We start from the raw sequence: 12,389 nt of genomic DNA on the forward strand, positions 1-12,389 counted from the left end.
GTGACAACCTCGTTAGCAACAGACATAACTTTCAGGTGAACCCCCAAAGGCCTTTGCGACAAGATTTTTTTTGCACAGCGAGAAAATTAATATGCCACAAGATAAAATTAAGATATTTAGCATTGATCACGATAAAGTGGTAGATGCAATCATGGCAACAGGAAGAGCCAATTATCGATACGCGATCGAGAATTTTGTCCCACTCATAAATCGTCTAGAAATTCAGCGAAAGGTGCAGAATCCTCGATTCTACGAGAGATTGAAGCGTGACATTCTTCGCGAATGTTTGATGCCACCAATCACATTAGCTTTTATTGACCCCGATCACATCAATGTCAATACAGCTGCTAAATTTGGAGCCTTTGTCACAAAAAACATTGAAAACGGATTCATTCTGGATGGAATTCAGCGGCTTTCCACTCTTCAACGTGCACATAACGAACACGAAGACAAATTTCCGATAGAGCAGCCTATATTTGTGAATATTCTTCTGTGCAAATCGATGGACAATTTGCTATACAGAATGATTACTCTTAATAATGGCCAGCGCCCCATGACAACGCGGCATCAGATAGAAATCCTCACTGCGAATCTATTCAATTTTTCTGACGGCGACATCGATCTTACCACAGAGAAAAGTGGTCTGCGAAGAAAACCAGGCATATTCTCTCACTCCGATTTTGTCCTCGGCTACATGGCATTTCTGAGCAACTCCACAAACGTTGACTCACAGAAATTGATTCAAGAAAAACTGGACGATCTACTTGCCAGCAAAATTCTTGAACATGACCCAACTGAGAATTCTGTTCAATTTTCAGAAGTCGTCGATCTGATTAAAATTCTTACAGAGGACGAAAATCTAGATAAATGGTTCAGAATTAATAATAACTTGATTGGGTTTTGCGCGGGAATTCGGAAGAGCTACACGCCCATTCGCCGAATGAACACAAAAAAGGTGCGCGATGCAATCTCCAGCTTTGAGGAGGCCTTTCGCTCATTTGATGTATCCAAAATTAAGTTAGGGCGCGCCAGGAGAAATGCGGTGGAATATTTTATCCTCAACGCAAAGAAAATGTTTGGTGCATCAGCGACAGAAATAACGGACAAGCTAGTCGACGTACTGGAATAAGCAATGCAATTCCTTGTCGGCAGTTTATTTTCTGTGGCAGATCCCACGGGGCCAGCGAACGCGGCCATTCCGGTGACCCTGCAAACCATCAACTCGATTGGGCCAAACAGCTCAGAAGAAGCTGTATTAATTCGTTTGTTGCTTGGAACTCTTCAAATTACGCATGTCCCATCGGGCAAAAGCTGGCGGCAAAAAATTAACTACTCGGTATCCGGCGCCCCAGGAATAATGCTCAGAGGAAAACCAGGGGTGACGAAACTCTTACAGTCTGCGGATATCGATTCGACACAGCTAGAGCAATATCTTAAAAAGAGCCTAAGGCATCGCCCCTATCACAGGGATATATTGCTGGAGGCTGTTCATTATTTTTACCGAACTCGAACCGGCAACCATTGCAATGCATTTTTACACGTCTATAGACTCCTAGAGCGAATTTCTTTTGTTTTCCCCTTGATCTATGCATCATCCACTGACGATTACAAGGGAACATACGAAATGCTCCGAGATTTCTTCAATGGAGAATCAAAGGGCGAACTGGCATTTTTCTCGAAATTCCTGAAGACGACGGTTGAACCAGTTCTCCTAGACAGCGACTCAACGGTTAATCTTTCTCCGCTCAACAACCCTCAGGAGGGAGTGAAAATCTTGAAGCGCTTCTTAAAGAATATAAAATCCGAAACAAATTCCCATATTGAATTTGCGAATCGAGATATTTTGCCAATGCTGATAGGGATACGAAATAAATTCTTTCACTTCGCCTCCGGGCAAGGAGATAACTTAACCTTAGTTGATGTGCCAGACCCCGATGGTTTTTTTTCCTGCGTGAATCAAGTCCTCTTTAACTGGATCGCAATCATATATTTCGTTGTCCTGAGAAAGCAGATTGATCGATATGTTTAACCTCCGAGCGAGAGGCACGCATCGTTGCTTCTGGTTAGTTATTTGTTCGTAATTTTCGGTGGTCACCCAATCACATGGATGACCACCGGCAAAAAGGAATGCGAGAAATCTCGCTGCAATTGGAAAATCTGCAATAGCCGCAACCGTGCCCATTTACATGGCCTACATGTTCAGCAAACGCTGACACTCGCCTCTTCATCTGCTGACACATCAATCCCATCCCAAACTGTCAGCGCCCGATACGCTCCCTCCGCATAGTCGAGGCACGTCCACAGATACTCCGCCTGCCGCACCTCATCCATCGCGCGGAAATGCTCAAAGCCACCTGCGTGCAGCATGCTCAAGAACGCGCGCAGCTTTGAGAGTTTGTCGAACAACTCAGCATGCGCTTGATAGCGGCGAATATCGGGAACGGCTTGGGGGTCTGTCATGGCGAGGTCTCCGTCGAAATGAGGAAACTCGCCACCCGGGGGGAGGGTGGGCGAGCACTGACAAGGTTGGAACCCGAGTGACGCCACTCGATCGGCGCGAGGCCGTCCCTGCCAGGCTCGCCCATAAGGGAGAGCGGCCACGGGAGATTGACGACAAGGACCTATGCTCGATCCTTGCCGGACGTCAACGAGGGTTCCAATCCTCGGCCGCTTTCTCTCATGGCACGAAAGCGGCACCCGGAGTCTACGAGGCCGCTTTCCAATGAAGCAATGTTTTGCGGAACAAATCAGAGTTTGCTGATGCGCCGGATGCGTGTGCGGCGCCGCGTCCCGCTGGGTTCGTGTATTGAACACGAGGCGCGCATTATCGCGCAGTGGCATGGCCCCGCTGGAAATCACCCGTGAGGCCGAGGTGAGGAAAAGCCCGCTGGCGCGGGCTTGGGGGCAGTTGATATTGCTCCGTTATGCACACAGCTTGGCACTAACGAGGCGAGTCTGTCACTTTCTCGTTGCTCGCTTGCATGTCGCGCACCGCTTCGGCAACCACCTTGCGGATACCAGCAAGTGCGCCTTCTGGCGTCGCATCCAGCCACGAGAGTGACGGGAATTCTGCGCAGAGGCCAATGTGTTCCCCGTCTTCAGGGGACCACGTCACTCGATAGGTGAAGTGGTCTTGGGTCATGATTTTTGCTCTTGGATCAAGAGAGCCACACTAGGCGGCCCCCAGCGCGCACACCATTCACTCCGCTACCGCCGCCTTCTTCGGCCCCTTAGCAAACCGCACCGACAACGCCTTGCGCGCCGTATCCAACCCTTCACCCTGACCGGCAACCTTGAGGAAGGCATACCCCTCCAGCGCGCCGTTCATCACATCGCTGCCCAGCGCCAGTTGCGTGTCAGACATCCGCTCCTGCAATCGGTCCAGACGCACCAAACGGCTGCGCAGCAGATCGAACGCGGCCAGATCGCGACGCAGTTCAGCGATGTTGAAGTTGCCGGGCAGCACGTTGGGGTTGTTGCCCAGCACCTCCACCGCCTTACGGGCAAATGCCTCGGATTTGTCGCCCATCTTCGTCAGGAAGCGGCGCTGCTCGATGGTCAGGTCAATCAGGCCGGTGAGCCTGTCTTCCAGGGTCTTCAGTGCACCGTCGATTGCGGTCAGGTCGGTCGTGGTGAGCTGAAACGAAACCAAATTCTGTGACATTGCATTCCTCTTCTTGGGGTGGCTAAGTCGTGCTGGCGAGCACGAGCGCGGGAGATTGGCCACCACAGCGCACCCGATCAATAGGAGACGGCCCCGTGATGGCCGTTTTGATCGCAAGTCGAGGCGGATTCCTATGCCGATGGCGTTCGGAACCCTGCGGATGAGGTTCGGAACGCCGGCATATGGCGTTCTGGACTGTCTGCGTGAGGTTCAGAACCCCACGGTTGGCGTTCTGGACTCTGCATTTGGGGTTCGGAACTCGGGGGTGTGGCGTTCGGAACGCCACGCATGCGGTTCGTGAACGCCGCGCTTGGCGTTCGGAACCTCAGGTGTCGGGTTCTGAACGCCATGTTTGTCGTTCTGAACGCTGCGGTCGCTGTCTAGGGCTTCTTTTGAGAATCGGCGTGCTAGGCCAACACTACGGCAGCATCCAGCCGACTCATCTCCACTCGTACGAAGCCGCGCGTACAAGCAGGTCTCGCGCGCGTTCCGTGAGCCAGGGGAAGTGCTTCTGCAGAGCCAAGCCTGCATCTCGCGCACCATCCCCATGCGACCAATGGCGTGCATCACACGCTTCCTGCCAGATTTGCTGCACCAGCTCGCGGTCAGCGGAGGTCAATGTAGGCCACGCCACCACGTCGTCCAAGAACGTCCAAGGCTGAGCCCATGCGTCGAAGGCTTCGATGGCAGCAATGATGTTCGCTTGCATAGCCAACCACTAAGGCTTGAACGTAAGAACAATCGTTCTGCTGCCAACCTGCCCAGGCTTCTCCAAGGGCAACGGAGACGAGCGCTCTATCGCCTTAAGCACCGCGTCATCGTAGGTCGTCACGCCGCTGGATTTTTGCAGCGTGGTGCGCAATACCGCGCCGTCTGGACCGAGCAACACCCTGACCACCGCGCTGATGTCACTTGGCAGGTTGCTATCCGAGACCAAGAGGTTTGACCTCACCTTGGCACGCACTTTTTCAGCGTACGCAAGCGATGCCGCTGACAAGTCCGGGGATAAGACTGCCGTGCGAATGGTGGCGCCGTCCGTGCTGAAGACAAAGGGCTTCGAGAAGGAGACGCGCATCGCATGACCCGTTTCAGGGTCTTTGAACGGCGCACACTTGGTCGACTGAACGGCACGCAGCGCGACCCCGTCAAGCAGGGCATTGCCGGAAGACTCGCTGATCTTCGCTTCCGAGACCGACCCATCCGCCTCGATGACGGCAGAGACAACGACCCGGCCTTCGGCCCGCGCTCGGTGAGCCTCAAACGGATAGACCGGTGGAGGCTCGTTGCATCCGCTGGCAGGCGCCTTGACCTCCGCCAGCGGTGGCGGTGGTGTGGCGCATCCCGTCAGCAGTGCAAACGGCACGATGCAAGCCAGTCGCGGCATGCGATACGACATGAATCCCCCCAGTTCTTTGGCCCGGCATGTGTCTGATTGCTTTGCGCTGCGACTGGAATCCTAGCCGAAGCATGTGACAACGCCACTCAGGGGAGTCTTTGCCTATTCACAAGGCGTTGAGTTCAGCGTCTTCACTCGCTGCCGTATCAATCCCATCCGAAAACGTTGACGCCACCGATGCAGCAAAACCCCCACACCAACTTTTGATCGACTGTCCTCTGCGCGTGTAACCATGGACAATCGCCTTCGAATCCCGCCCCGCGAACCTGCAGCTTAGGTATGACAGAAAAAAATCCCTCGGAGACCGCTCGGCACGCCCTCAAGCTGCTGGCCTCACGCAGGTTGCCTCCCACGCCAGACAACTTTGCCTCGATCTACCACGAAATTGCCGGCAGCAAGCCCAGCCTCCACGCCCACGAAGCGGAGCGGATGGCGCTGGTGCGAGAGTTGTGCGAACAGCTCGCACGCACGGTTGAGTACTGCTTGCCGGCGCTGGGCGATGACAACACGACGATCGGCCCCTCGGCGCGGGTGCTGATCAAGGCCTGCCGCTCAGACTCGGAAACCCTTGGCAGCCTGAACACCAAGCTGGCGACGTTCAACCAGCGGCTGTCCCTGGCGGCGGTAGATCAGAACGAGATCCGCAAATCGTTGCTGAATCTGCTGCAGCTTGTGTTTGAGAACATTGGCGAGCTATCGCTTGATGACCGCTGGCTGCGCGGGCAGATCGAAGCCTTGATGAAGGCCAGCGAGGCCCCCGTGAGCCTGCGCCGGCTGGAAGACGTGCGCCGGCGCCTCAAAGAGGTGATCCAGAAGCAGGGCGCGTTGAAGGCGAAGTCGCTCGAAGCCCAGGAAGAGATGAAGTGGCTGCTGGCGTCCTTTCTGGAGCGGCTGTCTTCGGCAGCGGAAAGCTCGGGCGAGCACCACCGCCAGATGGAGGCGTGCATCAAGAAGATCGAATCGGCCCGCACGATCTCCGACATTGCACCCGTGATCCAAGAAGCGCTGGCGGCTACCCGTTGGATGTCCTTGGTTTCGGCTCGCCATCACGAAGAGCTGTCGGCCATGAAAAAGCGGGCAGAAGAGGCAGCGGCCGAAGTGGCGCGGCTGCATCAGGCGCTCGACCTGGCATCGGCCTCGGCGCGTCATGACTTGCTGACCGGCGCGCTCAACCGCAAGGGTCTGGAAGAAGCACTGGCGCGCGAGGTTGCCCGCGCCGCGCATCTGAAATCTGCGCTGTCCATCGCCTTCCTCGATATCGACAACTTCAAGTCGATCAACGATGCGCATGGGCATAGTTTTGGCGACGATGCCCTCTCGCATCTGGCCCAGGTCGCGCGCGAAGCAATGCGCCCCCAAGACACGCTCGCGCGCTTTGGCGGCGAGGAGTTCGTCATCCTGATGCCCGATACGTGCCTGGAAGACGGCGTGCAAGCCATCGTGCGGCTCCAGCGCGCGCTGACCCAACGCTTCTTTGTTGCCGGCAATACGCGGCTCTTCGTTACGTTCTCTGCGGGTGTGGCGGAACTCGCCAAGGATGAAGCGCCCATGGACGCCATCCAGCGGGCCGATCGTGCCATGTACGAGGCCAAGCGTACGGGGAAGAACAAGGTTGTTGGGGCGTGAGGCGGCGGGCGGGCACGTGCCTTGCACACGTCTTAGATGGATCGCCTCTCTTCATCAGGTAGCCGGTACGCGGGTTGCGTGTGTCACAAGAAACGCATGCGTTTGATTTGCAGGTCAGCAATCCCTTCAGGGTCGATCCAATGAGTCTTGAGGCACGCCTGGTGACCATTGCGCGGCAGTCACCCTGGTTTTTCTCTGCGCTGGTCGCTGCCCGCAATCTACAACTCGATTCGTGGTGCATCGGGGCTGGTGCCGTTCGCAATCTTGTCTGGGACGCGCTTCACGCGTTCCGTTCGCCCTCTGCTCTGGCGGACCTCGATTTGGCGTACTTTGATGAGAGCGATCTTTCGCCCCAGCGAGAGCGCGACATTCAACGTCAGCTCGTTGCGACACACGCATGCGTGCAGTGGGAAGTGACCAACCAGGCGGCCGTACATACCTGGTTTCAAGCCACCTTCGGATACGCCGTGCGGCCTCTTGTGTCGCTTGAAGACGCGGTGGGCTCATGGCCCGAGTACGCTACATCGGTAGGGCTCACGCTCAATGCAGACGACTCGATCACCGTCATTGCGCCTCACGGCCTTGATGATCTTTTTGGCATGGTCATCCGCCGAAACCCCGCCCGTGTGAGCATCGAAACCTATCGGGAGCGCATTGCGCAGAAACGCTACACCGAACGCTGGCCCCGGGTGACCATCGTCGCCTGAGCATGTGGTCTATCCGTTCTGTGGATACGGGAATGTCTGTTCTTGGCCGGACAGTCGGCACTGACGATCGGCGCCAACACGCCCAGGCTCCAGCGCCAGTCATCGATTTACGCTTGCCACACCGCGTACCCTTCCTCGCGCAAACCGATCGCCAGCTCCACTTCCATCTCCCGAGCCGCTTCGTAAGGCATCGGGTTGAAGCACTCGTATAGCTCCGGCATCAGACGCAAGCCATACTCCCGCACAAACCGGTTCGCTTTCAGCCCTGCCTTGTGTTTGTCAAAGCGCACGTCCGGCGACTGTCCTGTCATGCCCACATAAACGCAAGGCTTGTCACCCAGGTAGTCGGGATTTGCTCTCATGAAGCGCGCTTCGGCCAGCACTTGCCGCGAGAGTTCGACAACGTAGACGTGGTGGTGATGACGAGGCATTGAAGAAGTCTTCAACAGCGAAGCAGCGGACGGTGAGCATAGATCGTAGCGCTCGGGCATTTCTTCGGCCACTGCGAGCCGAGCGTCGGGGCCCGGAATGCCCTTAGTGCACCGTTTCCCAACAGCGGAAGCAGGATGATGAGTGGCCGAATTTGGCCGATAGAGAACGCTCAGCCCCAGGGGCCAAACGGAGGACTTGATACGAGCCTTGGACCTCCTGTCCTTCGGCATTGAGTTGTCTACAGTTCTCAGTGGATGTTGCGGATAACAAGGAAGAGCAAGCCGGCAACGGCCAGTCCTGCTGCGAATCCCGCAAACACTGCTCGGCTGCGAAGCCACGTCGGGCCAAGGGCCAACGGCGAAAGGTGGGCAACTATCTGACTGCGTCCGTTGCCGATGTCGCCAATGTGTTTTGCAACGGTCTCAAGGGTGGACAAGAATCGTTCGCCGCCAGTCGAGTCACCATCAATCGTTGCTTTCCAGAGATTCACGCGGGCGTGGAGGAGCCCATCACTCCATTCGATAGCCCACGCATAGTTCTTGAGCAGCGTATCCAGAGCACTGCACAGTTCGCTGTCTGCGGCGATGGCTTGAACAAGGCTGGGCGCTTGTTTTCCGTACGCGAAAAGCCCAGGGCGGATTTCTACTTTCGTCAGATAGGACAGCGGATTGACCAGTCGCGCTTTCTCTTTTGCATAGAACCCCACGTCAACGTGTTTGGTGCATGCGACCGGGATAGTCGCAACCTCAAGTGCTCGCGAACGAAATATGGAAACGTTGCGTTGCCGAGCCATTTCGTCGAGTGAAAGCATACGGAGCCGCCTCCTGAGCAGGACTCAATGGGATTCATATTACTGAACGTCAACTCTTGGCTGCGGATTCAACCGGTCGATGCAACGTATTGATGGCCGCTCTCAAGCTGAAATCGGTCAGTCGCTAAGGCGCGGCGCACACCCAGCATGGCTGCAACACACGTCCATACAGCCACTTCAAACGCCACATGTCACGTCAGGTGGCGTGTAGAGTCAGCGCACTCCGCCCACGACCTACGCGACACGCCATGACTACATCGCGCCTTCCGGCAGCGCCCAGCCAACTGGTGCTTGAACACGGCCTGCCTGCGTTTGGCATGTATGAGGGGATCGTGGAACAGCTGGACTGGCAGCCGCTGCAAACCACGCTCTACCAGCGGCTGACCCGCAAGCTGCATCACAAGCGTTGGCAATATGCCGCAATTGCGCATCCGGATTACTTCATCGGTGCGGCGATTGTTGACGTGGGTTGGACTGGCACAGCGTTCGCCTACCTGTTCGACCGGCAACGCCGGAAAGTTGCTGGTGCGACAAGTGCAAATGGATTGCCGGGTCTGTCGGCAAAGATGGAAGACCGCGCTTTTGGTCACGCGTCTTTCACGGCGGGAAGTTGCCGCATGGCCTTCCAGCGCAAACGCGATGCCCTGACCCTGACCATTCAGTCACCCAAGCTGCGGCTGGCGGCAGACATCCAACTGGCTGGCATGCCACCAGTGCTGGCATCCATTGCCCCCGCCAATTGGCTCGCGCACTCAACGCACAAGAGCGGCGGGCTGAAGGTCAGTGGCACCGCCGATTGCCCGGACAAACGCTATGGGCTGGATGGCGCCGTGGCATCGCTGGATTACTCGAACGGCCTGCTGGCGCGGGAAACGCATTGGCGCTGGGCCAGCGCGCACAGTCGTGAAATGGGCTTCAACCTGCAGCAGGGCTATATGGGGGATGCCGAGAACGCCGTGTGGCTGCATGGCAAGCTGATCCGAGTCGGCGCGGTCGAATTTGATTTCGATGCGAAGCAGCCGCTGCAACCGTGGCGCATCCGCAGCACCAATCGTCAGGTAGACCTGACATTCACGCCGGAAGGCGCGCGCAGCGAGAACAAAAACCTGCTCATCGCTGCCAGCCGCTATATCCAGCCGATCGGCCATTTTGATGGCGAGATTGTGGATCCGGACACAGGCATCCGGCATGCCGTGCAGGGGCTGCCCGGCGTGACGGAAGACCACACCTCGCGCTGGTAAGGCAGCCGATTCGCTTCAGCGCGCAAACCGCTCCACAACACCGCGCCACAACGCGTCCCGCTCTGCGCCCAGATGGGCACCACTCGCATCGCCCGATGCGTCCTGCCCCACCGCAAGGTGGACCATGGTCAGCCTGGATTGCGGGTCCACGTAGATTGCCTGCCCGTGGATGCCCAGCAGCACGAACCGCCGTGCGTCTCCGGGGAGGAGCCAGACCTGAAAGCCGTAGCCGTAATAGTGGCTACCGTGATAGACCATCTGCCCGGGGCGAAACGGATCAGGCTGGCGCGATGCGTCCGTCATGTTCAACAGGAAGTCGCGCGGCACCACTTGCCGAGCTTGCACCACACCATCGTTGGCAAGCATGGCCCCGAGGCGGGCGTAGTCGCGCGCCGTTGCGTTGAAGCCGCCTTGCGCAAATGCAGATCCATCGGATTGGCGCACAAGATAGGTCGCCTTGGATTGCGCGCCCATCGGCTTCCATAGCTTTTCATCCACGAAGTCGCACAGGCTGCGCTGCGTGGCTGCCTGGAGTACCAGTCCCAAGACTTCGGTTTGCGCTCCCGCGTAGTTGAAACGCGTACCGGGCGGATCGGCACGCTCGCTCACCTGTGCAGCCGCCGCAAGCACCCCTTGGTTGGCTGCCGTCTTGAGAAATCGCGCTCGATCGTCATTGGGGGTGTAGTCCTCCACATACTTTGCGCCGGAGGCCATGCGCAGCAGATCGACAATGCGCGTTGCACCGTACAGGGTGCCGACAAGCCCGGGCACGTATTGGTCGGCGCGGTCCTCCAGCGAGTGCAGGCTTCCGTCCTCCAGGGCCTTGCCGACCGCGAGCGCAACCAGCGTCTTGGCCATCGAGTTGGACAGCATGCGCATGTCTTGCGTGCGGTCGTAGCCGTAGTGTTCCGCCAGGATGGTGCCGTCTTGAACGATCAGGATGGCGGTCACGCGCTGATGCTGCATGTAGTCCGCCAGCGTGTAGTCACCACCACGAAAGCGATACCGGAAGTCGGCTTCCTTCTCTGCGATCTTGAGCGGCACCGGTTTGTCAGCCGGCGCAAGTTCGCAGGACGGTGAGAGCCGATCCATGCCGCTAAAGGAACCCACGATGTAAGGGGCCTCGTGGATACGCGCGGCGCTTGGCGCCAACGGATAACCTTGCTTCTGGCCCAGCAGGTCTTCATCGGGCGATGCCGTAGCGATGCTGCAGGCGAGAAGCCCGCACGCAGCGGCATAGCGTTGGCGTGTCTTCATGAACGGAGTGGAGTTTGGTTTGCCGGGCGCGTGAAGATCAGACGCTACTGCGCGAGGAACTTCTCGATCGCGCTCACGGTGGCTTGCGGCTGCTCTTCCATCAACCAATGCCCGGCATTGGGAACAACCAGCTCTTGCACATTGGTGGCGGCATTGCGCATGACGATCGCTTCGTTCTGGCCGAAGGACTTTTCACCGCCGATGGCCAGCACCGGCATGGTCAGCTTGGTCGCGAGCGATTTCTGGTTGTCTTCCGCATCTTGCGGAATCGACAGGAACTGCGCGAACGCAGAGTGCATGGCGCCGGGCTTTGCATAGAGGCGCGCATAGTGCACCCGCGTTGCCTCGTCGATCTTCGTGCGGTCTCCGGCAAATTCATTCCAGAACCGGTCCAGATAGATCCGCTCGCGGCCTTTCACCAGACGCTCCGCATCGGGGCCGCCAAACGAGAAGTGCCAAAGGGCAGGCGAGCGGACGATCTGTTCCCACGGGGGGACGCCCGGCACCGGAGCATCCATCACGACCAGCCGCGTCGTCTTGTCCGGATAGCGCGCTGCATACGCGAAGGCAACCATGGTGCCGATGTCGTGGCCAACCACGTCAGCCTGATCGATGTTCAGATGCGTCAGCACAGCCCGGATGTCGGCCGCCTGCGTGCGTTTGTCGTAGCCGCCGTCAGGGTGCGACGACAACCCCATGCCACGCAGATCCGGAACCACCACGGTATGGGTGCGCGCCAGCTCGGTGGCCAGCGGCGCCCACATATCGCCTGTGTCGCCAAAACCGTGCAGCAAGACCACCGCCGGCCCGCTGCCGCACACACGCACAAACAGCGTCGCCCCGTCGGTCTGGATGTTCTGGTGGCGACAGCCCGGCGGATACGGCTTGACCTGTGCCTGCACAACGGGCGTCATGGCCAGCATGAGCGCAATGGCCGCAAACAGTTTTCGCATGATTTGTTCTCTGGGGAGGAATGCCGGTGTCGATCAGGAAATGGCACGCTGACTCTGCTCGGGCCGTATGACAGTGCGCTACGCAAACCTCACCAAGCGTAGTACGCGCCATGCATGGTGCAAGGATGAAAGAGAGGGGGGTTGCCGTGTTCAGAGCGGCGTCGATATTCACATGCCTGATCGAACGACTCGCCCCATAGCGGGTTTATAGGTTTACTTCTTTATGTATACAGATAGTAGTAATAGATAACGGTGGATAAGTTCTGTGGATAAGTGCCAAAAGCGATTTTGGATCAATGGCT

Annotated in this window: 13 protein-coding genes and 1 pseudogene; 5 read left to right on the plus strand and 9 right to left on the minus strand. The window is 57.5% G+C overall.

The features are described from left to right. Positions 1-91: 91 nt before the first annotated feature. A complete protein-coding gene (locus R2N11_RS09140; RefSeq protein WP_316680861.1) occupies positions 92-1,129 on the plus strand; it encodes a hypothetical protein in 1,038 nt (345 codons plus the stop codon). A 3-nt stretch (positions 1,130-1,132) separates the two neighbouring features. Continuing rightward, positions 1,133-2,029, plus strand: coding sequence for a hypothetical protein (locus R2N11_RS09145; protein ID WP_316680862.1), 897 nt, complete (start codon positions 1,133-1,135; stop codon positions 2,027-2,029). A gap of 170 nt (positions 2,030-2,199) precedes the next feature. On the opposite strand, the gene R2N11_RS09150 is transcribed toward R2N11_RS09145, so the two are convergent. From R2N11_RS09150 to R2N11_RS09170, 5 genes and pseudogenes are all read right to left on the minus strand, one after another. After that, a complete protein-coding gene (locus R2N11_RS09150; RefSeq protein ID WP_316680863.1) occupies positions 2,200-2,460 on the minus strand; it encodes a hypothetical protein in 261 nt (86 codons plus the stop codon). A 493-nt stretch (positions 2,461-2,953) separates the two neighbouring features. After that, positions 2,954-3,142 (minus strand): annotated as a pseudogene (locus R2N11_RS09155) (toxin-antitoxin system HicB family antitoxin); the annotation flags it as partial. A 57-nt stretch (positions 3,143-3,199) separates the two neighbouring features. After that, a complete protein-coding gene (locus R2N11_RS09160; protein ID WP_316680864.1) occupies positions 3,200-3,664 on the minus strand; it encodes a hypothetical protein in 465 nt (154 codons plus the stop codon). Between the two features lie 439 nt (positions 3,665-4,103). Next, positions 4,104-4,373 (minus strand): hypothetical protein, encoded by a 270-nt coding sequence (locus R2N11_RS09165; protein WP_316680865.1) that lies wholly within the window; start codon positions 4,371-4,373, stop codon positions 4,104-4,106. 9 nt (positions 4,374-4,382) lie between these two features. After that, complete coding sequence (locus R2N11_RS09170) at positions 4,383-5,060, minus strand: TonB family protein (protein ID WP_316680866.1); 678 nt, start codon at positions 5,058-5,060, stop codon at positions 4,383-4,385. Positions 5,061-5,339: 279 nt separating this feature from the next. Here R2N11_RS09170 and R2N11_RS09175 point away from each other — a divergent pair, with 279 nt between their 5' ends. Both R2N11_RS09175 and R2N11_RS09180 read left to right on the plus strand, forming a co-directional pair. Continuing rightward, positions 5,340-6,686: a GGDEF domain-containing protein gene (locus R2N11_RS09175; RefSeq protein ID WP_316680867.1), complete on the plus strand. Its 1,347-nt coding sequence runs from the start codon at positions 5,340-5,342 to the stop codon at positions 6,684-6,686. Between the two features lie 140 nt (positions 6,687-6,826). Next, the gene (locus R2N11_RS09180; RefSeq protein ID WP_316681061.1) at positions 6,827-7,393 is read left to right on the plus strand and encodes a nucleotidyltransferase family protein; all 567 of its coding nucleotides are present in this window, start codon (positions 6,827-6,829) and stop codon (positions 7,391-7,393) included. A gap of 107 nt (positions 7,394-7,500) precedes the next feature. On the opposite strand, the gene R2N11_RS09185 is transcribed toward R2N11_RS09180, so the two are convergent. Continuing rightward, positions 7,501-7,824, minus strand: a complete 324-nt coding sequence (locus R2N11_RS09185) for a hypothetical protein (protein WP_199028796.1) — start codon at positions 7,822-7,824, stop codon at positions 7,501-7,503. A gap of 248 nt (positions 7,825-8,072) precedes the next feature. Continuing rightward, complete coding sequence (locus tag R2N11_RS09190) at positions 8,073-8,636, minus strand: hypothetical protein (protein WP_199028743.1); 564 nt, start codon at positions 8,634-8,636, stop codon at positions 8,073-8,075. 248 nt (positions 8,637-8,884) lie between these two features. On the opposite strand from R2N11_RS09190, the gene R2N11_RS09195 reads away from it, so the two are divergent. Continuing rightward, positions 8,885-9,877: a DUF2804 domain-containing protein gene (locus tag R2N11_RS09195; protein WP_316680868.1), complete on the plus strand. Its 993-nt coding sequence runs from the start codon at positions 8,885-8,887 to the stop codon at positions 9,875-9,877. 15 nt (positions 9,878-9,892) lie between these two features. Here the strand turns inward: R2N11_RS09195 and R2N11_RS09200 are convergent, their stop codons facing one another. Together R2N11_RS09200 and R2N11_RS09205 are read right to left on the minus strand one after the other, a co-directional pair. After that, on the minus strand, positions 9,893-11,134 hold the full coding sequence (locus R2N11_RS09200) for a serine hydrolase domain-containing protein (RefSeq protein ID WP_316680869.1): 1,242 nt from the start codon (positions 11,132-11,134) through the stop codon (positions 9,893-9,895). Positions 11,135-11,178: 44 nt separating this feature from the next. Next, a complete protein-coding gene (locus tag R2N11_RS09205) occupies positions 11,179-12,087 on the minus strand; it encodes an alpha/beta fold hydrolase (RefSeq protein ID WP_316680870.1) in 909 nt (302 codons plus the stop codon). Positions 12,088-12,389: the final 302 nt, after the last annotated feature.

The sequence above is a fragment of the Ralstonia flaminis genome, assembly GCF_958415495.1.
Classification (GTDB): domain Bacteria; phylum Pseudomonadota; class Gammaproteobacteria; order Burkholderiales; family Burkholderiaceae; genus Ralstonia; species Ralstonia flaminis.